Source organism: Photobacterium malacitanum, from assembly GCF_900185615.1.
GTDB lineage: Bacteria > Pseudomonadota > Gammaproteobacteria > Enterobacterales > Vibrionaceae > Photobacterium > Photobacterium malacitanum.
Window position 1 is genome coordinate 329816 of the sequence record NZ_FYAK01000003.1, and the last position, 21694, is coordinate 351509.

The window sequence follows — 21694 nt, forward strand, 5'->3', positions numbered from 1 at the left end:
AATAAAAACGGCGAACATTAGTTCGCCTTTTTTATTGTTACAAAACGGCAATCTGTTCATTGGCGAGCATTTCTCGCAGCGCAATAAGTGGTAAGCCAACGAGTGTATTAGGATCTCGTCCTTCTAACCTATCAAATAAGGCAATGCCTAAGCCTTCACTTTTAAAACTACCCGCACAATAAAGAGGCTGCTCTTTAGAGACATAATGCGCAATTTCATTTTCAGTTAGGGTTCGAAAATGGACATGAAACAGTTCACAAACAACTTGAGTTGTTTCTGTGCGAGCATTATATAAGCAAAGCCCGGTATAAAAAGTAACCACCTTGCCGCTAGCTGCACGTAACTGCGCACAGGCATTGGCTTCTGTATGAGGTTTACCTAAAATCTTATCATCAATGACACAGACTTGGTCTGAACCTATAATAAGGTGATTAGGGTAATCTGATGCGCAAGCCTGTGCTTTCGCTTGTGCTAAGCGCTTCACTAGCGCAGAGGCTGACTCATTTTTTAATATCGCTTCATCTACATTTGGATTCGCCGTCGTAAAAGGTAGCTGGAGCTTTTCTAGTAAGCTTTTACGAAATGGAGAGGTAGATGCAAGAACAAGTGACTGGTTCATAGGCTATTTCTTTAATTAAAATGAATAACTGGTTATGAGTGTAACCATCACCGAGCGGCATTGCTAGTGAGCATAGTTTTGTGATTGTTTGAGTTTCGGTGCAGACAGACGATGTCATCGTTACAGCACAATGGTATTATAAGCGCCAATCATTGATATTAATTTAAATAGACCCATTATTGGCTATCATTTAAACGATGATTAAGTGATCTCCTGTTATTTTATCAGCAATCATCAAGTGATTGAGTGACGGAGAAATAAAAACTTTTTAATGAGGAAGGGGAATGAATTTTCATGGCAGCATGAGAATTACTCAAAAGCCGTTAATTCAGGCACATTTCCTTTGACTCAACCAGACTATAAGGCTAATATTCGCGCCCTATGCAAAAGGTAAAATTGCCGCTAAAGGTAGATCCAGTACGCACTGCACAGAAAAGACTCGACTATGATGGCATCATCAAAGCGGATCTTCTGTCTCGTTTAGCTGGTTCAACCCAGAGCGTAATAAGTGATGCAAACGTCAACTTGTCTTTTGACCTTGACCAACGTCGTATTCCTGTCATGCGCGGAAACGCGAGTATAGATGTGATGTTGACCTGTCAGAGATGTCAGGAAGAATTTCCACACACAATTAGTGTTGAATTCTGTTATAGTCCGGTTCGTGATGAAGAGGCTATAGACAAGTTACCGGAAGCCTATGAGCCGACAATTGTCGACGAAAATGGTGATATTAATCTAATTGAAATCATCGAAGATGAATTGATGTTAGAGTTACCACAAGTTGCAAGACATGATGATGACGATTGTAAGATCGGCACCCATAACTTGTCTTTTGGTGATATTCCCGTTGCTGATGAGCGTCCGAATCCGTTTGCAGTATTGAAAAATCTTAAAAGTTAAATTTAACAGGAGTAGGGTTAATGGCCGTACAAAAGAGCAAAAAATCACGTGCAGCACGTGGTATGCGTCGTTCACATGATGCACTAACTACAGCAGCAGTATCTGTAGATTCAGCATCAGGTGAAACTCACCTACGTCACCACGTGACAGCTGACGGTTTCTACCGTGGCCGTAAGGTTATCAACAAGTAAGGTTGAACCTTGATGGGTCTTACCGTTGCACTTGATGCAATGGGCGGGGATTTCGGTCCTCAAGTAACAGTGCCTGCCGCCGTGCAGGCACTGTTGCATTCGCCTGAGCTCAAACTCATTCTTTTTGGTGATATAAGTGCTATCACTGCTCAACTTACTCTCCTAAATAAGCTCAATCATCCTCGGCTATCAATCGTCCATTGCGATAACGTTATAGCCAACGAAACACGCCCGTCTCAAGCATTACGTCATAGCAAAGGTTCTTCGATGCGAATGGCACTAGATGCCGTTGCTGCTGGTGAGGCAGATGCCTGTGTCAGCGCGGGTAATACTGGCGCGTTAATGGCTTTATCTCGCTATGTGCTGAAACAACTTCCTGGTGTTGAACGTCCTGCTTTAATTTCAGAGATCCCTAATCGTCAGGCTAACCATACTTGGTTATTAGATTTGGGCGCCAATGTATCGTGCGATGCTGATACTTTGTTTCAATTTGCCGTCATGGGGTCGGTGGTTGCTGAACAAACATTAGGTACCGCTCCTCGAGTCGCATTACTTAATATTGGTGAAGAATCGATTAAAGGTAACGATCTGGTTAAGCGCTGTGCTGAAATGTTGAGTCAATCTGCTGATATTAATTACATTGGTTATATTGAAGGTCACCAATTGTATTCAGATAAAGCTGATGTGATTGTATGTGACGGTTTTGTCGGTAATGTAAGTTTAAAAACCAGTGAAGGGGTAGCTAACCTATTCATTGATTGTATTAAGCGTAATATTGGTCGCAATCCATTTAAGCGATTGATCGCTAAATGGCTGTTTCGTGAACTATTTAATAGTTTACAACAATTGAACCCCGACCAGTATAATGGCGCAAGTCTGTTAGGATTACGCGGTATAGTAGTGAAAAGCCACGGAAGTGCTGACACCACAGCTTTGGAGAATGCCATAAGCCAAGCGGTTTATGAGATTAAACGCCAAATACCGATGAAAATCAGTGACCGTCTGGAAGAGGTCTTACTAGAGAGGCATTATTAGTCTTCATGTATAGCAAAATTCTAGGAACTGGCAGCTACCTGCCACAACAAGTACGCTCAAATGCGGACTTAGAAAAAATGGTAGAAACAAGTGATGAGTGGATCGTTGCGCGTACAGGTATTCGTGAACGTCGTATTGCATCTAAAGATGAAACCGTTGCCGTTATGGGTTACCAAGCATCATTAAATGCAATAGAGATGGCGGGTATCAATAAAGAAGATATCGATCTGATTATTGTTGCGACTTCTAGCGCCAGTCATTCATTTCCCTCTGCTGCTTGCCAAGTGCAAGGAATGTTAGACATAAAAGGCTGTCCGGCATTTGATTTATCAGCGGCGTGTACTGGCTTTGTATATGCATTAAGTGTTGCTGATCAGCATATTAAAACAGGTATGGCGAAAAACGTACTTGTGATTGGTTCTGATGCGTTGTCTCATTGTTGTGATCCACAAGATCGTTCAACAGTGATCCTATTTGGTGATGCCGCTGGTGCGGTTGTTATTGGTGCCAGTGAAGAACCTGGGATCATTTCAACACATCTGTATGCTGATGGTCATTTTGGTGGTTTATTAAGTCTTGCTGTGCCAGAACACGGTAAAGATTTTGACGCGAATACGTGGCTTTACATGGCAGGTAATGAAGTGTTTAAAGTGGCGGTAACCCAGTTATCGAACTTAGTAAAAAGCACCCTTGCTGAAAATAATATGGATAAATCTGAGCTTGATTGGTTAGTGCCCCACCAAGCTAATATGCGTATTATTTCAGCAACAGCGAAAAAGCTATCAATGTCGATGGATCAAGTGGTTGTGACGCTTGATCGTCATGGCAACACTTCTGCGGCAACGGTACCGACTGCGTTAGATGAAGCAGTTCGTGATGGCCGTATTCAACGTGGTCAAACGCTATTATTAGAAGCGTTTGGTGGCGGTTTCACTTGGGGCTCAGCACTGGTGAAATTTTAAACTAAACTCGAATGGGTTTAGTTGGCGTCGCTAAAAGAATTTTGCGATAAGGCAGAAGGTTGAATATAGTAAACGCTGTCTTATTAGCTATTAATTTTACTGAACGATCAGTATATAAAGAATAAGGATTCTCAAATGTCTAAGTTCGCGATTGTTTTCCCTGGACAGGGTTCTCAAACTGTTGGCATGCTTGCTGATTTAGCAGAGCAATTTGATGTGGTTAAGCAGACGTTTGCTGAAGCCTCTGATGCGTTAGGTTACGACTTATGGGCATTAGTACAAAATGGCCCAGCTGAAGATTTAAACCAAACCCAACGCACACAACCGGCATTATTAACGGCGTCTGTGGCAATTTGGCGTGTATGGCAACAACAGGGCGGTGAACAGCCTGCTGTTTTAGCGGGACACAGCTTAGGTGAGTACTCTGCACTAGTATGTGCTGGTGTGATTGATTTCCAAGCTGCAGTTAAGCTAGTTGAATTACGCGGTAAGCTAATGCAAGAAGCAGTGCCTGCTGGCGTGGGCGCTATGTCAGCGATCATTGGTCTTGATAACGATGCGATTGCAGCAGCATGTGCGCAAGCGGCTGAAGATCAAGTATGTTCACCAGTTAACTTTAACTCGCCTGGTCAAGTTGTGATTGCGGGTAATAAAGAAGCGGTAGAGCGTGCTAACGTATTATGTAAAGAAGCCGGTGCTAAGCGTGCATTACCATTGCCAGTATCAGTCCCTTCACATTGTGCATTAATGAAGCCTGCAGCTGATAAATTAGCGATTGCATTAGAAGGTTTAGCCTTTAATGCGCCGACAATTCCGGTGATTAATAATGCCGATGTCGCGACTGAAATCGATCCTGTTGCGATTAAATTGGCATTGGTTAAACAGCTATATAGCCCAGTACGCTGGACTGAGTCTGTAGAGCGTATGGCGTCTGAAGGCATTGAAGAGTTGCTAGAAATGGGACCGGGTAAAGTATTAACTGGCCTAACTAAACGTATTGATCGTGCACTTGGCGGCGCAGCGGTAAATGATGTTGCATCATTAACTGCGGCACTTGCGAAGTAATTAAGCTTTAAAGAGGATTTACAATGAGCCTGGAAGGTAAAATTGCACTAGTTACAGGTGCGAGTCGCGGTATTGGTCGCGCAATTGCTGACATTTTAGTTGAGCGCGGCGCAACTGTTATTGGTACTGCAACATCAGAGAGCGGTGCTGACGCTATTAGTGCGTATCTTGGCGATCACGGTAAAGGTTTTGCGTTAAACGTAACTTCACCAGAGTCAATTGAGACAACATTAAAGCAAATTAAAGAACAATATGGCGATATTGACATTCTTGTGAATAACGCTGGTATTACACGTGATAATCTACTAATGCGTATGAAAGATGACGAATGGCAAGATATCATGGATACCAACCTAACGTCAGTTTTCCGCCTGTCTAAAGCGGTACTGCGTGCTATGATGAAAAAGCGTAACGGTCGTATCATTAGCATTGGTTCTGTTGTTGGCACAATGGGTAATGCAGGTCAAACTAATTACGCTGCAGCAAAAGCTGGCCTATTAGGTTTTACCAAATCAATGGCGCGTGAAGTTGCTTCTCGTGGCATCACTGTTAACGCTGTTGCGCCTGGTTTCATTGAAACTGATATGACAAAAGCGTTAAATGATGATCAACGCGCAGCAACGTTAGCAAATGTTCCTGCTGGTCGTTTAGGCGACCCGCGTGAAATTGCAGCAGCTGTTGCTTTTTTAGCCTCTGATGACGCTGCTTATATAACAGGCGAAACATTGCACGTTAACGGCGGCATGTATATGATTTAAGCAATTTCTTTGCAATACTTCATGATTCAAGTCAAATTGAACTATTTTTCTGGTTAAATCGTGGTTTGACCAGCATTATGAGTGTTGCAACTTTTGCTGTAATGAATAAACTACAACAAATCGCATTAGCGAATTCTTGTTAAAGGAAATATATTAGTATGAGCAACATCGAAGAACGCGTAAAAAAAATCATCGTTGAGCAACTAGGCGTAGACGAAGCAGAAGTTAAGAACGAAGCATCTTTCGTTGACGATCTAGGTGCTGATTCACTAGATACAGTTGAACTAGTAATGGCTCTTGAAGAAGAATTCGATACAGAAATCCCTGACGAAGAAGCTGAAAAAATTACTACTGTTCAAGCTGCAATCGACTACGTAAACAGCGCACAGTAATATAAAAAATGAATATCTCCAGGCGGTCATTATGACCGCCTGTTTTTTTTCAGTTCCCGTTTTATCCTCAATTCCCGGAGAAATTAATCGTGTCTAAGCGTCGTGTAGTTGTAACTGGCATGGGTATGCTTACCCCGGTTGGTAATTCTGTTGAATCTTCTTGGAAAGCTTTACAGTCTGGCACTAGTGGTATCAGTACCATCCAACATTTTGATGCAAGCGCATTTGCTACTCAATTTGCCGGAATGATCAAAGACTTCAATTGTGAAGATTACATGTCTAAGAAAGATGCACGCAAAATGGATTTATTTATCCAATATGGCGTTGCAGCTGGCGTACAAGCGTTCAAAGATTCTGGTATTGAAGTTACAGAAGAAAATGCACCACGTATTGGTGTTGCTATCGGTTCTGGTATTGGTGGTTTAGGTTTAATTGAAGCTGGCCATCAAACTTTGATGGACAAAGGACCACGTAAAATCAGTCCGTTCTTTGTTCCATCAACAATTGTTAATATGATCGCAGGCCACATGTCTATCATGTATGGTCTACGTGGTCCAAATATCGCTATCTCTACAGCGTGTACGACAGGTCTTCATAACATTGGCCATGCTGCACGTATGATTGCATACGGCGATGCTGACGCTATGCTAGCAGGTGGTGCAGAAAAAGCATCAACTGAACTAGGCATGGGTGGCTTTGCTGCTGCTAAAGCGTTATCGACACGCAACGATGATCCTCAAGCGGCTTCTCGTCCATGGGACAAAGATCGCGATGGTTTCGTGTTAGGTGATGGCGCAGGTGTGATCGTACTAGAAGAGTACGAACATGCAAAAGCACGTGGTGCGAAAATCTATGCAGAGTTAGTTGGCTTTGGTATGAGTGGCGACGCTTACCACATGACTTCACCAAGTGCTGATGGCTCAGGCGGCGCATTAGCAATGGAAGCATGTATTCGTGATGCTGGCATTAACGCTGACCAAATTGGTTACATTAACGCACACGGTACTTCAACGCCTGCAGGTGATGTGGCTGAAACATTAGGCATCAAGCGCGCGATGGGTAGTGCAGTTGATAACGTCATGGTGTCATCAACTAAGTCAATGACTGGTCACTTATTAGGTGCTGCTGGTTCAGTTGAATCAATCATTACGATTCTAAGCTTGGTTGATCAAGTGGTACCACCAACAATTAACTTGGATAACCCAGGTGAAGGTTGTGATCTTGATTATGTTCCAGGTGAAGCGCGTCAAGCGAACCTAGAATACGCATTATGTAACTCATTTGGTTTTGGCGGCACTAACGGTTCGTTATTGTTTAAGAAGATCTAATTTGATTGTTGCCTATTGAGCAATAATCGTCATAACCTGATATGATTAGATGGCCTGATATTTCGATATCGGGCTATTTTTTTAGCTGTGAAAAAGGATCTCCCATGGCGTTAGTCAATGGTTATGAGCAACAGGCCCTTGCTATTACAGATCGAGCAACCCAATACGGTGATGGTTGCTTTACAACGATGCTGGTTGAGCAGCAATGTGTTCAGTTGTGGTCATTGCATTTAGCCCGCTTAGCGCTGAGTTTACAGCGACTGGCGATTGCAGCACCGAACTGGCAACAGATACATAGTCAGGTTGCGGCATTAGCCTTGAAATATCCAGATAAAGGCGGTATTAAAATACTCATCAGTCGCGGCAGTGGTGGTCGAGGCTATAATCCGTTTGGCTGTGATGACACTCAAGTGGTGATTACTGATTTTGAATGGCCATTGCATTATCAGCAATGGCAGCAACAAGGGATTACATTAGGCGTGTGTCAGCAACGAATGGGAAATAGCCCTATGCTTGCAGGGATGAAACACCTTAATCGCCTCGAACAAGTATTATTGAAGCAAGAAGTTGAAACGGCAGGCTGGGTAGATGCGATTGCACTTGATGGCGATGATCGCGTCATTGAGACCACCGTTGCGAATCTATTTTGGCGTCACGGTAATACTGTATATACTCCAGCCTTACAGCGGGCCGGTGTTGCGGGAGTGATGCGTCAGCAAATACTGAATATGCTTGATGAGCTCAATTATGACTATCAAGTGGGGGATTTCGGTATAAATGCTGTGTTGGCCGCCGATGAGGTGTTTATCACCAACTCGCTGATGGCCTTAGTCCCTGTAAATCAAATACAAACAACACAATATTGTCAACGTACAATGTTTAAAACACTATGGAAGAGGTTACATTCGTGCTAAAGAAGTTGATGCAGGTGGTTTTCATTGTGGGCTTGCTAACAGCAAGTGCGGCGGGCTGGGGCTTTTTTCAACTCCAATCCGCAATTGATAAACCAGTGCAGATCGAACAACAAACGTTTATTACCGTGAAATCAGGTACGTCTTTTCGTGGCTTATTAACCCAGTTAAGTGATGAAAAAATCATTACAGAATCGCCATTGTTGCGATGGCTTGGCTATTTAGAGCCAAGTTTAACCGATATTAAAGCGGGTACTTATGCGATAGAGCCACAACAAACATTGCATGCGGTGTTAACCATGATCACCGAAGGTAAAGAATATCAATATGCTATTACTCTGGTTGATGGTGAACGTTTTAGCGAATGGCGTCAGTTACTACAAGCAGATCCGCATTTAACCCATACCACTGATGATATGACTCAGCAGCAAATTAGCCAAGCGGTTGGTATTGATAATGATAAAATTGAAGGCTATTTTCTGCCAAATACTTATCATTTTACTGCTGGCACCAGTGATATTAGTATTTTAAAACGTGCACATGCAGCAATGATGAAAGAGTTAGATATTGCTTGGCAGCAGCGCCAAAAAGATCTACCGCTAAAGACCCCTTATCAAGCCTTGATCATGGCGTCGATCATTGAAAAAGAAACGGCAGTAGCCAGTGAGCGTGGCTTAGTGGCATCCGTCTTTATGAATCGCTTACGTGCTAATATGCCATTGCAAACAGATCCGACTGTTATTTATGGTATGGGTGATAAGTATGATGGCAATATCACTAAAAAAGATTTACGCACGCCAACGCCTTATAACACTTACACCATGCGTGGTTTGCCGCCAACGCCGATAGCAATGCCAAGTAAAGCATCTATCATGGCTGCCGTCGATCCTGATAGCAGTAATTATTATTATTTTGTTGCAGATGGTAAAGGCGGCCATACATTTTCAACTACGTTAGTCGAGCACAATCGTGCGGTTCGTGCTTACCTTAAAATATTAAGAACACAGAAATGATCGGTAAATTTATTGTTATAGAAGGCCTTGAAGGGGCGGGTAAAAGTACGGCTATTGCTCAAGTTATTGCGACATTAGCTGAGTACGGTATTGAAAGCCCACAATCAACCCGTGAACCAGGTGGTACGCCACTGGCAGAACAAATGCGTGCTTTGGTTAAACAAGGCCATCCTGATGAGCCGTTAACGGATATGGCAGAGTTATTACTGCTGTATGCCGCACGGATTCAATTGGTTGATAACGTTATTAAGCCCGCGCTTGCAGAAGGACGTTGGGTGGTTGGTGATCGTCATGATATGTCGTCGCAGGCTTATCAAGGTGGTGGTCGTGGTTTTGATCGCGCATTGATGGAGAATCTACGCGATACGGTATTAGGTGATTTTCGCCCTGATTTAACTATCTATATGGATATTGATCCGGTGTTAGGCTTACAACGAGCTCGTGGCCGTGGTGAGCTAGATCGTATCGAACAAATGGACATTGCTTTTTTTGAGCGTGCCCGTGAGCGATTTTTAGCGTTATGCACCAATCAGCCCAATGTGATTATCATTGATGCTAGCCAAACGTTAGAACAAGTGACTGCTGATTTAACCCAAGCATTACAGACTTGGTTGGAGCAACAATAATAATGATTTATCCATGGCAACAAACTTTGTGGCACAACTGGCAGCAGTTGCTTGAGCAACGACGTTTACACCATGCTATTTTGTTATTAGCGGCAAAGGGCAGTGGGCGCGGCGTATTAGCACGACAATTATCCAAAACCGTACTCTGCCAAAATTCAGACAGTGAAGCTTGTGATGTTTGCCATAGCTGTAAATTGTTTGAAGCAGAAAGTCATCCCGACTTTCATGTTATTAAGCCTGAGCAAGATGGTAAACAAATTGGTGTTGATGCGGTTCGACAATCTAACCGTTGGGCAACGGAAACTTCACAGCTCAATGGACAACGGGTGATTTTAATTGAACATGCAGATGCATTAGGTGAAGCTGGTGCTAACGCAATATTAAAAACCCTTGAAGAACCGCCAGCAGGATGTCAATTTATTCTTACCGCGCAAAGCCTTGATCGGTTATTACCGACCATTGTCAGCCGCTGTAATAAATGGCGTTTAAATCCACCCGATGAAAAAAATGTCAAAAGCTGGGTTGAAAGTCAGCTGCATCAGTCTATTTTATTAGAAAGTGTGCGACTCAATAATGGTGCGCCATTAGCAACCTTAGCTTTTATCGAAAGTGGCTTAGACATTCGCTATGGTCACTTGGTCAGAGCGTTTACTGAGTTTGTGCAGCCGCCACATATTGGTATTTATGACGTGGCAGCAATGTGCAGTGCTGATGGTATTGTTACCCTGCAATTGTTGAGTTACTTACTCGTAGATAGCTTAAAGTGGCAGCAAGGGGCAACTCAGTATCTTGTTCATCAAGAGTCATTAGCCGCTGTTGAAGCAATAGCGACCACTATACCAACGGCATTATTATTAGAACAAGTGCGTAATATTAATAACTTACATCGTCAATTAGCCAAGCATACCGGGCTTAATATTGAGTTGTTAGTGGTTGAATGGTTAACCGGATTTATTGGTCAGTAACCTTGCTTAGTCGCAATGGGCAGTGGCCTTTCGATAACCATGTTTACCCGTGTTATAAAATGAAGTAATAGAATAAATAAAGAGGAAAGCCTGTGTTAGTCGATTCACATTGTCATCTTGATAAACTTGATTATGACAAATTACATACAGGGATTGATGATGTATTAAATAAGGCCAAGGAACGTGGCGTTGAATATTTTCTGTCAGTAGGGGTTACATTAGCCGCCTTTCCTAAAATGATGGAGTTAATTGCACCTTACGATAACGTGTTTGCATCATGTGGTATTCACCCATTGGATGTAGAATCAGGTTATGATTCTGAGCAATTTAAAGCCTACGCTAGCCATGAAAAAGTGGTTGCGATTGGTGAAACTGGGCTTGATTATCACTACCAGCCAGAGACTGCGGAATTACAGCAACAACTGTTCCGTGAGCAAGCGCGAGTGGCCGTTGAATTAAATAAGCCGTTAATTATTCATACTCGTATGGCGCGTGAAGATACGATGCGTATTTTACGTGAAGAAGGCGCAGAGAAGTGTGGTGGTGTGTTGCACTGCTTTACAGAAGACTTGGATATGGCATTAGCGGCAATTGAGCTAGGCTTTTATATCTCAATCTCGGGTATAGTTACCTTCAATACTGCCAGCGATCTGAAGAACGTTGTGAGCCAATTACCATTAGATCGGTTATTGGTTGAAACTGACTCCCCATTCTTAGCGCCAATCCCTTACCGCGGTAAGCAAAATCAACCTGCTTATACTCGTGAGGTGGCTGAATATATTGCGTTGCTAAAAGGTGTTTCTGTTGAGGAAGTTGAGCAAGCAACAACTAAAAACTTCTTTACCCTGTTTTCATTAGCGAAACAGTAACAGTTATTGTTGGTATGACATTAAAGAGAAGCTTCGGCTTCTCTTTTTTTTTGGAGTAAGGGTAAGTAAAAGCAGGGTTGAATGACGAGACCCGTAATCACACTGTCGGAATTAATTATAGTCCTCGCGATTATTCGCTATAGGGAATGATAAAGAAATTAGGGTAAGAGAAAACGGAGTAATAATTTATAAATTTTTTATTAACTATGTGACGACTGGTTATATTTATAACTGTTAGCGAATTAATTTTGGTTATTTAAACTAATATAAACACTGCAATTTGATTATTTTTTGATCGTGGTCGATAGTTGTATTCGCGATTCCAACGAATAAGAAAGTAGTATTTGTTGTTTTAGCTAGGTTAAATATTACGTTGTAGTCTAAATTGTATTCTTAATGGGATTTTTTGAGTTACATTGTGTTACTTTAGTTTCGTTTCTGTAATAAAAGTTTTATTATAATTACATTTTTTTGGTTTTATTATCAGTAATTTACGGCTCGTAGTGTGTTCTATGTGATCAATGTTCTATATTTTACATGTTATTTAAGTATATTCTGGAAAAATCGGTCAAAAACGAGCAATATGCTAATGGGGATATGTTTGTGAAGAATGTTTTAATCAATTTATTATTAAAACCAGCTCAAATTAGATTTATTAAAGTAGACGTTCACGTTATATCAAGCCCATATTAAGCTAATTAAATTAATAACTTATTACGTATGTACTAGTGAACGATTATTACATTCACTGGTATTTGTTTGAATATAAAAGGTAAAAATCATGTCGAAAGATATTCAATCTTCAGCGGCGAAGATCCTTGAAGGGATTGGCGGTGCTGGTAACATTAAGTTTCTGACGTGCTGTGCAACGCGTTTACGTTTTGAATTAAACGATAACTCAATTGTAGATAAAGCCGCCTTAGATGCTATTCCTGAAGTAATGGGCTGTGTTCCTCAAAGTGGCGAGCGCTACCAAATTGTTGTTGGTGGCGGTGTTGCGACGATGCATAGTGCACTGCAACTGTTACTGGAACAGAGCAAAGCAAGTGGTAGTGCTGATAACACCAAAACTGAAACTAAAGCTGCGGCATCAAATGATGATGTAAAAGCCTCGCTACGTTCAAGTGGTGTTCGAGGTAAAGTTGCTTGGGTTGATGGTTTCTTTGAGTACCTTTCAGATTCGTTCCGTCCCATTTTAGGTATTTTACTTGGTGCATCATTAATTATTGCATTATGTGCGGTATTAGATGCGCTACACATTGTTGATTTCCGTGGTGATAAGTCTGCAGGTTGGGTCTTTGTCGATTCAATGTGGCATTCTGTATTCTACTTCTTGCCAATCATGGTTGCTTACAACGCATCGAAAAAACTGAAGGTTGACCCTTGGTTAGGTGCGGCGATCATGGGTGCATTAATGACACCAGATTTCCAAAAACTAACATCGCTAGCATCTACATCATCAATTAAAGATGCGACACTAGGTACTGTCTCTCACGTAGCGCACGTGTTTGGTTTACCAATGCAACTTAATGATTACTCTGGTAACGTATTCGTGCCGTTGATCATGGTTGCTGTATTAGCACTTGTTTACCGCTTCTTAAAGAAGATTATTCCTGAAAACCTACACATGGTATTTGTACCATTCCTTTCTTTGATCATCATGATTCCGCTAACAGCGTTCTTGATTGGTCCACTAGGTGTATGGATTGGTACTTATTTAGGTCTTGGTTTAGCTTGGTTAAATACGCACGCACCGTTTGTGTTCGCGATTCTAATCCCATTATTGTACCCATTCCTTGTTCCATTGGGTCTACACTGGCCGCTAAACGCACTAATGTTAATGAACATTCAAACATTAGGTTACGATTTCATTCAAGGCCCTATGGGTGTATGGAACTTCGCGTGTTTCGGTGCAACAGCAGGTGTCTTGCTAATTTCTCTGCGTGAAAAAGATGCAACCATGCGTCAAACTGCTTCTGGTGCGTTAGCCGCTGGTCTATTTGGTGGTATTTCAGAGCCATCACTATATGGTATTCACTTACGCTTTAAGAAAGTTTACCCACGTTTACTTGCGGGTTGTTTAGCTGGTGGTGTAACGCTAGCTGTGCTTAGTTCTATGTACGGTAGTGTTAAAACTCAAGCGTTTGCATTTACGTCACTATTAACGATTCCAGTGTTCCACCCAATGTGGATTTACGCAGTATCAATTGCCGTTGCTTTTGTGGTGCCAATGATACTAATCGTTCTGTTTGATTACCGAACAGCAGAAGAAAAAGCAGAGCATAAAGAATAAGTTTATTTTTTATCCATTAGTTTAAAATCCCGTGATGAAAATCACGGGATTTTTTTATGCGTAACAAACAATACTTCAACAATAATGAATAGCCTAATAAGCTTTTTTATTTGGTGATGGTTGTTATAAAAATATTAATAACTAGTTTGTGGTATTTAAAATAAAGTAGGCTGTCGTCATTTTTTATGATTTATAAATTAGAAATGTAATAGCTGAAAGATTATATAAAAAGTTAAATTCCAACCTAATATTACAATCAATTAACAAATGTCACTTATTATTGATGTTACATAGGTTACAAAGGTTACTTGTTAGAGAGGAAGTAAATTGTTTTAATTAGCTGAGTTGATGACTTTTTATTCTTAATTATCAGTAATTTACACTTAAGTTTTTAATATTAAACGTAATTGTTTCATTGTGATCTGTATTAAAATTTGCAACTATAAATAATTACTTATTTGTAACTTTGACAGCCATCAAGTTATATTACCAGCCGCATTTTATACTAATGCTCGAAATAGACATAAAACAGGATTAGCAAAATGACTACGGGGGTATGTCGCTAATGCTGAGTCTTATTTTAAATTAATATACTCAGGAGCAAACAATGTTCACTAACGCAATTACCATTGGTAATTGGAGCTGGTCTCTAACCGCGAAAGTGTTCAGCAAATGCTTATTTGTTTTGAAAATGATTTAGAAAAAGAGACGCAATAAAGTCTCATATTTATTTCATCGACAAGTTTAGAGTCCATCTCAAGGAGAGAAGGTAATGAAAGCCTTTTTCAGTAAGTTATCTCAAGCGGTAATGCTACCGATAGCCTTACTACCAGCCGCTGGTATTATGCTAGGGCTTGGTGGTAGTTTTACTAACCAAAGTATGATTGATGCGTACCAGATTGGTATTTTGCAAGACGGAACACTTTTAAATAGTTTCCTACAGGTTATGACCGCAGCTGGCGGTATCGTCTTTGCAAACCTACCATTAATGTTCGCACTTGCAATTGCAATTGGTTTTGCACGTGCAGAGAAAGGTGCTGCTGCGCTGGCTGCGACGATTGCATACCTAGTAATGAACGTTGCTATCGCTAAAACACTGACTGTTGCCGGTATGGTTGATACTACCAACAACACCGTTATGCTAATGGGCAACCATTATGCAGGCGTACTAGCTGACGTATTAGGTATTCACAATACGCTAAGTATGGGTGTGTTTGGTGGTCTTATTGCTGGTGGTATCACTGTTATTCTGCATAACAAATACCATGACATTAAGTTACCTGAATTCCTAGGCTTCTTTGGTGGTGCACGTTTCGTACCGATTATTAGTGCATTCTCAGCATTATTCTACGGTATTGCGTTAGTATTTATCTGGCCATACATTGGTGCTGCATTTGGTTCTATCGGTGCAACACTTGGTGAAATGACAGCTTCTGGTCACGGTTACATTGCATCATTCATTTTCGGTATTATCGAACGTGCATTGATTCCTGTTGGTCTACACCATGTTTTCTATCTACCACTATGGCAGACAGAAATCGGTGGTACTGCTGAAATCGCAGGCCATGTATTTAAGGGTACTCAAAACATCTTCTTTGGCTCGTTAGCAAACGGTGATTACTCTCAATTCTCTTCAACTAACTTTATGACTGGTAAGTTCCCATTCATGATGTTTGGTCTACCTGCTGCAGCTTACGCGATGTACACTGTTGCTGATAAAGAAAACAAGAAAGCCGTTGGTGGTCTATTGTTCTCTGTTGCACTAACAGCGTTCCTAACTGGTATTACAGAGCCAATTGAATTCACATTCTTGTTCTTGTCTGCACCACTTTACTACTTCATTCACGTGCCACTAGCCGGTCTATCATTTATGATTATGGACTTACTAAACGTGAAAGTGGGTATGACATTCAGCGGTGGTTTCATTGACTTCGCACTATTTGGTATGTTGCCTGGTCTAACGGGTACAGAGAACCATTGGTACTACATTCCACTACTTGGTCTAATTTACGGTCCTGTATACTTCTTGTTGTTCCGTTGGTTCATTTTGAAGTTCGATGTGAAAACACCGGGTCGTAAGGGTAGTGCTGTTGCCGTTGTTCGTAAGCAAGATTACCATGCCTCAAAAGCTGCTGGTGGCGCTAATGACTCTCAAGCTGAAGCGATGATTGAAGCTCTTGGCGGTAAAGACAATATTGTTGATGTAGATGCATGTATTACTCGTTTACGTATCACTGTTAAAGATGGTGATTTAGTAAAAGACAACCAATTCTGGACTGAGCACTTAGGCGCGAAAGGTTTAGTGAAAGTCGGTAATACTGGTATTCAAGCAATCTACGGTGCACAAGCTGCAGGCTTTAAAGCACAGATTAACGCTAAACTAGGTAAGTAAGAACGCAATGGGCTTTACATTGAAATACCGGCGCATCGGTACCTTCATGATTGATATGGCAATTGTTCAGATGTTCGCGATGGTTGGTCGCGACATCTACCTTAGTGTGATTGCTTATATTTCAAAGGGTACAGGGATGACGCTTTCGTTAAACGATAGCATTGCTTTACCAGCATTATTGCTATTGTTTATTGGTTTAATGTTGTTATTTATTGGTGTCTTTATGGGCTATCAATGGATCTGTTATCGCTTATTAGGCACGTCATTATCACGTTATCTACTGAGTGTGCAGGTGGTTTCGACAGATGATAAGCCATTGACGAAGCAACGTTACTTAAAGCGTGAGTTTAATAAAATTTACCTTTGTGTCGCAACGTTGGGGTTATATCCACTTTATTGTGGTGCTCAATATTTAGCTTTTTCAAATCCACCGATGCATGATCGTACCAACCATACAACGGTTGTTGAACGTTGATTTAATCCGCACTTAACCTTGGTTATAGAGATATAAACCGCAGCTATTTCACATTGTGAAGCGCTGCGGTTTTTTTTTGATCTGTTGATGCTTGTGGCAGAAAAAAGCCAGCACAAGGCTGGCTATCAACGCAGAGGGTCGGTTTATAAAGAGATAAAGAACAGAATTAAAACCGGAACTAATAAACTTAAAATAAAGCCACTGACAATCGCGATCGGTACACAGCGGATTCCGCCACAGTTTTGAATAACCGGTAGGGTAAAGTCCATTGCGGTCGCGCCAGCATAACCAATCGCCGTGTTTGGATAGCGGTTAATTAATAATGGAATAATGATCAGTGCCAGTATTTCGCGAAGTAATTCATTTAAGAATGCAGCTCCGCCGTAGATACTGCCTAAGCCATCACCAATAAGAATGCCTGCCAATGAATACCATCCAAATCCAGATGCCATAGCTAAGCCGTTATTTATTGGAATATCGAGTACTAATGCTGCAATAACACCGCCTAACAATGATGTTACTAAGATCACCGCAGCAATAATAACCCCTTTCTTATTGAGTATGATTTGTTTGAGGGTCATGCCACTATTACGTAGCTGAATACCAATAAAAAACAGTAGCAATAGTAAAATGTTCTCACTGGCTTGTTCTACCCACGATAGATCAACATTGAGCAGTAAGCCAACGACTAATCCAAGTGCTACCACAACCACTAATTTAGCGGATTCTAACCCCATTTTTATCAATGGTAATTTACGTTGAACATGTGAAGTTGGCGTGGGCCATAACCGATCAAGCCAAGGTAATGCGAGTAGGTTACATACCGAAATGGAGATGAAAAAGGTGAAGGTATATAACAGGATTTGGCTCAAATTCTGACTAAGATTATCAAGTCCTGCCAAGCTGAGTCCCATTAGAGCTAAGATCACTAATACTAACCGGCTGGTTTGGGTATTAATAAACTCAAGGATATTGTTTTTTTTGATTGGGATTAAATATCCCAGCACCAATGGTAAAAAAATCAGCAGAATCCCTGATAACATATTTATCCTTAAATGTATAAAACTGCGTTGAAAGAGGAATTATTAATATCTTAAAACAATGCTGCGGTAACAACATCATAATAAGTGCTTAAAGATTAAGCGTTGAATTTGTGGCGAATATAACATAAAGCAGTAGAAAGAATATAGATATCAATGGGGAAACCGTTGCGGTAAATGTGTCGAAAAGTGTATACAGATGTGTCAATACGAATCGCCTAATCAATGCATTAGACGAACGTAGATATTTAATAACAATGATTGCAGTGGTACTCGATACCGCAATTCTGAATGATTTGTTTTAATTGATTATCAAATTCAAATGGGGACATGTTGGTTAGTTCATACATCACTTCTGCACCAGCGAGATCTAATTCCACTTCATGCTCATTGATTGCAGCATCATTAGCTTTAAATAACAGCAAGTGATGTGCCATACGGGCAATAGTTAAATAGCTTATTTCACTGTCATGGTGAGTGGTGATCGGATTGGTTGCAACCGTAATATAATCAGCATCAAACCCCCACTGAGTCAGAACTATTTTACTGGCTAATGCGCAGTTATCCTGAAAAATATATTTAGCGATATTAAAGTCTAAATAGTTACCTTGTTTAATAAAATTTGCATATTCATTAATGAGTCCAAATAAACCAATATCAGCTAATAGTCCCGTTAATAATGCTTTTTCTGGTTCAAGCTTTAACTGTTTATTACTGTGCTTATGCATTCTTTGGCAAATAAGCGCCATGGTTGCGGCAAATTGACGGGAGTGAAAAGCACTATTTTTAAGTAATTGGTTACATTCAATGTTTTCAATGGTGGTATTTTTTAATGAATATATAGTTTGAGCTGTAATGATATCTCTAATTCGAAAAATACCTAAACGTGATACTGCCGTGAGAATATCGTGACAAGTGATATTACGCCGATTAAAAAGAGTAGAGTTTGCAGTACGAATAATATTAGCTGTTAATACTGGATCATTAATTAATAAATTAGCTACGTCATGGATTGTAGTTTCCGAATTTTCACATAACCGATTTAAAGTTAATAGCGTATCAGGAATGGATGGTAAGGTTAATCGGTTATAGCGTGCTGCTTTTTTTATTGAATGACAAAGATTCGACTGAATGGCGCGAATATGGTGGTGGTTATTGGGTTCCAGCCAAAAAAAGGATAAATGTGGCATTGAATAATTACAGTGGTAAGAGGTGGTATCAGTGTACGCATTGTTGGCTCATGCACAAAGTGGCAACTGCTGTTTTTTTGACGCAGTTAACGCTTGAGTTGCTGAATAATGGCATTATTTTAATTATTAATTAAGTGATGGTTTTGCAATAATTGTAATAAAAAACTGATCGTCATATTTGCGTTTGGATGATGAATTAAAGATTGCTTATATTTGATATCGATTGGTAATACTTCTAGCCAGCGTTGGCATACCCATGTCGCATTATCATAGCTAGTTTGCTGATAGAGGTGGCTAATTTCGGGTATTGAGTTAAATAACAGCTGCAGTTTATCTGCTAATAGTTGGCTATCATTATTGATGTTAATTGGAAGCCACTGAACACAAGGCTTATAGGTGGCTGTCAGTAAATTATCATAAGCCATAGTGAGGGTTGAAACTGATATTGTGTTTATACCTTTGACGGTCACTTCTAATAATCCATTATCTAGAGTATTAAAATCGATGATTGATACTGTCGTGGCGATAGCTGGAATGTGGCGAATTGTCTCTGGCTCATGATTGGGTGCAATCATACCTAGTGCGAATGGACGCTTATTTGTCATGGCCTCTGTTACCATTCGAATATCACACACTCTTGAAATAACCAATTTAAGTCGTCCACCGGGCAAGAGATGCTGGCTATGTGGCAATAATGCGATGGTATTCATACTTTATCCTTGTCGCTTTAATCCATTTACAAAAATTAATAATAAGGTTAGCACGATATATTTCATTGAGAGGAAATATAAAAAAAGGCGAATTGTTAATTTGTTTCATAAATTTTCGACTAAAAATATGGGAGTAATCTCATATTCGAATGCTAACAGTATCATCTATTGATGCTATGGGCATAAAATAGCTCGTCAAATCATTGACACTGAAAATGATAAATATTGAGTGTGTTTTTAGTTGTTATGGATAATATCTGGAGCATGAGTTATGACGTCAATAAAAGATGATTATTTAAATTATTTATCGAAATTTGGAACGCAAGAAAAAAGATCAATGTTTGGTGGTACAGGTGTTTTTATTAATAGCGCCATGTTTGCGATTGTGACACCGACCTCGATGTATATTCGTGGGGGGGATGAACTTGATACTAAATTAACGGCAGCAGGCTGTGAAAAATTTAGACATATAAAGAAAAGTAAAACAGCAACAGTAAATTATTATGAGATTAAAAATCTATTTTTAACGGATAAAGAATTGTGTAACCAGCTTGTTGAAGAGTCGATTACCTTTTCTTGTCGAGATAAAAGTTTTAAAGCTTCAGAAGCAAATCGTCGTTTACGTGATTTACCTAATATGCGTTTAACCCTAGAGCGAATGGTAAAAAAAGCAGGGGTGAAGGACGTTGATACTTTTTTCAATGTCGGTGCTGTTAATGTATTTCGTCGTGTGTGTGAACATAACGGCCAAGAATTAGATCATAAATTATTATGGATATTTGCAGGTGCTATTCATGGTGGCCATTGGCAATTATTGAGTGAAGATCATAAGCAACAGTTATTAGATGAGTATCGTCAACAAACAGTTTAAATGGATAGTTAACTGAGAATAGAAACCTATTTAGCTGATGTAGCTGAGAATAAACATTTTTTTTGTTATGCTAACGACAATTATGTTGCCGTGGCTAAATTATGCAATTATCTAAATTGTCGGGTTCTATCCTTTCAGGATTACATTGTTTTTTGATTGCCGCTGATCAAATGAGTTTTACGCGCGCTGCTGAGACTTTATGCCTCACTCAGAGTGCCGTCAGCCACAAGATTAAAAATCTTGAAGAAATATTAGATGTGCAGTTATTTATTCGGCAACATCGAAAGCTGGTATTAACTGATGAAGGTCAGCGTTTAAAGCAAGTCTTAGCATCGAATTTTGGGGATATCATTCATGAAATTCGTGATTTAAAAAGTGCTGAGTTAAGTGGCGATTTAACAATTTCAGTGCCACCAACGTTTGCACAAACATGGTTAGTACCTCGGTTAGTTTCTTTTATTGATAAATACCCTAATGTACGCATTCATTTAAGAACACGGAATGATTTGGTCGATTTTCAAACAGAAAGTTATGATTGTGCTATCTATTTTGGCAATGGTGAATACCCTAATCTGGCTGTTGATAAACTGCTTGAAGAAAGCATGTTTCCTGTATGCAGCCATGAGTATGCGGTCAAATATCAGCTCTATCATCAACCTGAAAATTTAATACATTGCTTATTACTGCATGACGCAGCGCCATGGGCAAGGGCTGGACGTAACGATGAGTGGCAATTCTGGGCGCAACATTTTAAAGTTGCATTACCAGATAATGGTTGTACTTTTGATCGGGCTGATTTGGCGATTAAAGCAGCAGCGACGGGTATGGGGGTGGCGATGGCAAGACAATCATTTGTAGCAGAACAACTGGCGAGCTCCCGTTTAGTTTCTCCTTTTGATATGACAATGATTTCTGCGCACAGTTATTATGTTGTTTGTCGTAAAGATATGCAGACCTCACCTAAGATTAACGCATTTAAAAATTGGCTGTTTAGTGAAATTAACAACTAATGATTAACCTGATAGCAAGGTTTTAAAAAGGCGCATCATATGCGCCTTTATTGATTATTATGCATTATTGCATTATTGC

22 protein-coding genes are annotated in these 21694 nt (G+C 40.3%); 18 read left to right on the top strand and 4 right to left on the bottom strand.

Going from position 1 to position 21694, the window contains the following annotated elements; all coding sequences use genetic code 11:
• Positions 1-37: 37 nt before the first annotated feature.
• The gene (locus tag PMAL9190_RS10835; RefSeq protein ID WP_087845205.1) at positions 38-619 is read right to left on the bottom strand and encodes a Maf family protein; all 582 of its coding nucleotides are present in this window, start codon (positions 617-619) and stop codon (positions 38-40) included.
• 381 nt (positions 620-1000) lie between these two features.
• On the opposite strand from PMAL9190_RS10835, the gene yceD reads away from it, so the two are divergent.
• The 16 genes from yceD (at position 1001) to PMAL9190_RS10915 (ending at position 16794) form a co-directional block, all read left to right on the top strand.
• Positions 1001-1519, top strand: coding sequence for a 23S rRNA accumulation protein YceD (gene yceD / locus PMAL9190_RS10840; RefSeq protein ID WP_087845206.1), 519 nt, complete (start codon positions 1001-1003; stop codon positions 1517-1519).
• Positions 1520-1539: 20 nt separating this feature from the next.
• Positions 1540-1710, top strand: coding sequence for a 50S ribosomal protein L32 (gene rpmF / locus PMAL9190_RS10845; protein ID WP_006231206.1), 171 nt, complete (start codon positions 1540-1542; stop codon positions 1708-1710).
• A 9-nt stretch (positions 1711-1719) separates the two neighbouring features.
• Positions 1720-2745 carry a phosphate acyltransferase PlsX gene (gene plsX / locus PMAL9190_RS10850; RefSeq protein ID WP_200813407.1) on the top strand — a complete coding sequence of 342 codons (1026 nt, stop codon included), beginning with the start codon at positions 1720-1722 and terminating at the stop codon, positions 2743-2745.
• 5 nt (positions 2746-2750) lie between these two features.
• Positions 2751-3707, top strand: a complete 957-nt coding sequence (locus PMAL9190_RS10855) for a beta-ketoacyl-ACP synthase III (RefSeq protein ID WP_060998234.1) — start codon at positions 2751-2753, stop codon at positions 3705-3707.
• 135 nt (positions 3708-3842) lie between these two features.
• Positions 3843-4772, top strand: coding sequence for an ACP S-malonyltransferase (gene fabD / locus PMAL9190_RS10860; protein ID WP_087845208.1), 930 nt, complete (start codon positions 3843-3845; stop codon positions 4770-4772).
• A gap of 23 nt (positions 4773-4795) precedes the next feature.
• Entirely contained in the window at positions 4796-5530 is a 735-nt protein-coding gene (gene fabG, locus PMAL9190_RS10865; protein WP_060998236.1) for a 3-oxoacyl-ACP reductase FabG, read from the top strand.
• A gap of 158 nt (positions 5531-5688) precedes the next feature.
• Positions 5689-5922 carry an acyl carrier protein gene (gene acpP / locus PMAL9190_RS10870; protein WP_004406112.1) on the top strand — a complete coding sequence of 78 codons (234 nt, stop codon included), beginning with the start codon at positions 5689-5691 and terminating at the stop codon, positions 5920-5922.
• 89 nt (positions 5923-6011) lie between these two features.
• The gene (gene fabF / locus PMAL9190_RS10875) at positions 6012-7250 is read left to right on the top strand and encodes a beta-ketoacyl-ACP synthase II (RefSeq protein ID WP_065168218.1); all 1239 of its coding nucleotides are present in this window, start codon (positions 6012-6014) and stop codon (positions 7248-7250) included.
• A gap of 104 nt (positions 7251-7354) precedes the next feature.
• A complete protein-coding gene (pabC, locus tag PMAL9190_RS10880; protein WP_087845209.1) occupies positions 7355-8164 on the top strand; it encodes an aminodeoxychorismate lyase in 810 nt (269 codons plus the stop codon).
• Positions 8158-9174, top strand: a complete 1017-nt coding sequence (gene mltG / locus PMAL9190_RS10885; RefSeq protein WP_087845210.1) for an endolytic transglycosylase MltG — start codon at positions 8158-8160, stop codon at positions 9172-9174. The genes pabC and mltG overlap by 7 nt, the downstream gene beginning before the upstream one ends.
• A complete protein-coding gene (gene tmk, locus PMAL9190_RS10890) occupies positions 9171-9800 on the top strand; it encodes a dTMP kinase (protein ID WP_159458389.1) in 630 nt (209 codons plus the stop codon). The genes mltG and tmk overlap by 4 nt, the downstream gene beginning before the upstream one ends.
• 2 nt (positions 9801-9802) lie before the next feature.
• The gene (gene holB / locus PMAL9190_RS10895) at positions 9803-10765 is read left to right on the top strand and encodes a DNA polymerase III subunit delta' (RefSeq protein ID WP_087845211.1); all 963 of its coding nucleotides are present in this window, start codon (positions 9803-9805) and stop codon (positions 10763-10765) included.
• 92 nt (positions 10766-10857) lie between these two features.
• Positions 10858-11634, top strand: coding sequence for a TatD family hydrolase (locus PMAL9190_RS10900; protein WP_087845212.1), 777 nt, complete (start codon positions 10858-10860; stop codon positions 11632-11634).
• Positions 11635-12415: 781 nt separating this feature from the next.
• Complete coding sequence (locus PMAL9190_RS10905; RefSeq protein ID WP_087845213.1) at positions 12416-13927, top strand: PTS transporter subunit EIIC; 1512 nt, start codon at positions 12416-12418, stop codon at positions 13925-13927.
• A gap of 772 nt (positions 13928-14699) precedes the next feature.
• Positions 14700-16319, top strand: coding sequence for a PTS transporter subunit EIIC (locus tag PMAL9190_RS10910; RefSeq protein WP_087845214.1), 1620 nt, complete (start codon positions 14700-14702; stop codon positions 16317-16319).
• Positions 16320-16326: 7 nt separating this feature from the next.
• Complete coding sequence (locus tag PMAL9190_RS10915) at positions 16327-16794, top strand: RDD family protein (protein ID WP_087845215.1); 468 nt, start codon at positions 16327-16329, stop codon at positions 16792-16794.
• Positions 16795-16937: 143 nt separating this feature from the next.
• On the opposite strand, the gene PMAL9190_RS10920 is transcribed toward PMAL9190_RS10915, so the two are convergent.
• The 3 genes from PMAL9190_RS10920 to PMAL9190_RS10930 all read right to left on the bottom strand — a co-directional run bounded on the left by PMAL9190_RS10920 (position 16938) and on the right by PMAL9190_RS10930 (position 19734).
• Positions 16938-17837 carry a LysO family transporter gene (locus PMAL9190_RS10920; protein WP_087845216.1) on the bottom strand — a complete coding sequence of 300 codons (900 nt, stop codon included), beginning with the start codon at positions 17835-17837 and terminating at the stop codon, positions 16938-16940.
• A gap of 245 nt (positions 17838-18082) precedes the next feature.
• Positions 18083-19024 carry an HDOD domain-containing protein gene (locus PMAL9190_RS10925; protein ID WP_087845217.1) on the bottom strand — a complete coding sequence of 314 codons (942 nt, stop codon included), beginning with the start codon at positions 19022-19024 and terminating at the stop codon, positions 18083-18085.
• A gap of 119 nt (positions 19025-19143) precedes the next feature.
• On the bottom strand, positions 19144-19734 hold the full coding sequence (locus PMAL9190_RS10930) for an LON peptidase substrate-binding domain-containing protein (protein ID WP_087845218.1): 591 nt from the start codon (positions 19732-19734) through the stop codon (positions 19144-19146).
• A gap of 271 nt (positions 19735-20005) precedes the next feature.
• Between PMAL9190_RS10930 and PMAL9190_RS10935 the strand changes: the two genes are divergently transcribed.
• Together PMAL9190_RS10935 and dsdC are read left to right on the top strand one after the other, a co-directional pair.
• Positions 20006-20605 (top strand): TfoX/Sxy family DNA transformation protein, encoded by a 600-nt coding sequence (locus PMAL9190_RS10935; protein ID WP_087845219.1) that lies wholly within the window; start codon positions 20006-20008, stop codon positions 20603-20605.
• Between the two features lie 101 nt (positions 20606-20706).
• A complete protein-coding gene (gene dsdC / locus PMAL9190_RS10940; RefSeq protein WP_087845220.1) occupies positions 20707-21615 on the top strand; it encodes a DNA-binding transcriptional regulator DsdC in 909 nt (302 codons plus the stop codon).
• The last annotated feature ends 79 nt before the right edge of the window (positions 21616-21694 follow it).

Coding starts and splice junctions, on each gene's coding strand:
- pabC (WP_087845209.1), top strand. CDS start 7,355: ATGGCGTTAGTCAATGGTTATGAGCAACAGGCCCTTGCTATTACAGAT.
- PMAL9190_RS10930 (WP_087845218.1), bottom strand. CDS start 19,734: ATGAATACCATCGCATTATTGCCACATAGCCAGCATCTCTTGCCCGGT.
- PMAL9190_RS10935 (WP_087845219.1), top strand. CDS start 20,006: ATGACGTCAATAAAAGATGATTATTTAAATTATTTATCGAAATTTGGA.
- PMAL9190_RS10855 (WP_060998234.1), top strand. CDS start 2,751: ATGTATAGCAAAATTCTAGGAACTGGCAGCTACCTGCCACAACAAGTA.
- fabD (WP_087845208.1), top strand. CDS start 3,843: ATGTCTAAGTTCGCGATTGTTTTCCCTGGACAGGGTTCTCAAACTGTT.
- rpmF (WP_006231206.1), top strand. CDS start 1,540: ATGGCCGTACAAAAGAGCAAAAAATCACGTGCAGCACGTGGTATGCGT.
- fabG (WP_060998236.1), top strand. CDS start 4,796: ATGAGCCTGGAAGGTAAAATTGCACTAGTTACAGGTGCGAGTCGCGGT.
- PMAL9190_RS10915 (WP_087845215.1), top strand. CDS start 16,327: ATGGGCTTTACATTGAAATACCGGCGCATCGGTACCTTCATGATTGAT.
- tmk (WP_159458389.1), top strand. CDS start 9,171: ATGATCGGTAAATTTATTGTTATAGAAGGCCTTGAAGGGGCGGGTAAA.
- holB (WP_087845211.1), top strand. CDS start 9,803: ATGATTTATCCATGGCAACAAACTTTGTGGCACAACTGGCAGCAGTTG.
- PMAL9190_RS10920 (WP_087845216.1), bottom strand. CDS start 17,837: ATGTTATCAGGGATTCTGCTGATTTTTTTACCATTGGTGCTGGGATAT.
- PMAL9190_RS10835 (WP_087845205.1), bottom strand. CDS start 619: ATGAACCAGTCACTTGTTCTTGCATCTACCTCTCCATTTCGTAAAAGC.
- dsdC (WP_087845220.1), top strand. CDS start 20,707: ATGCAATTATCTAAATTGTCGGGTTCTATCCTTTCAGGATTACATTGT.
- acpP (WP_004406112.1), top strand. CDS start 5,689: ATGAGCAACATCGAAGAACGCGTAAAAAAAATCATCGTTGAGCAACTA.
- yceD (WP_087845206.1), top strand. CDS start 1,001: ATGCAAAAGGTAAAATTGCCGCTAAAGGTAGATCCAGTACGCACTGCA.
- PMAL9190_RS10905 (WP_087845213.1), top strand. CDS start 12,416: ATGTCGAAAGATATTCAATCTTCAGCGGCGAAGATCCTTGAAGGGATT.
- PMAL9190_RS10925 (WP_087845217.1), bottom strand. CDS start 19,024: ATGCCACATTTATCCTTTTTTTGGCTGGAACCCAATAACCACCACCAT.
- PMAL9190_RS10910 (WP_087845214.1), top strand. CDS start 14,700: ATGAAAGCCTTTTTCAGTAAGTTATCTCAAGCGGTAATGCTACCGATA.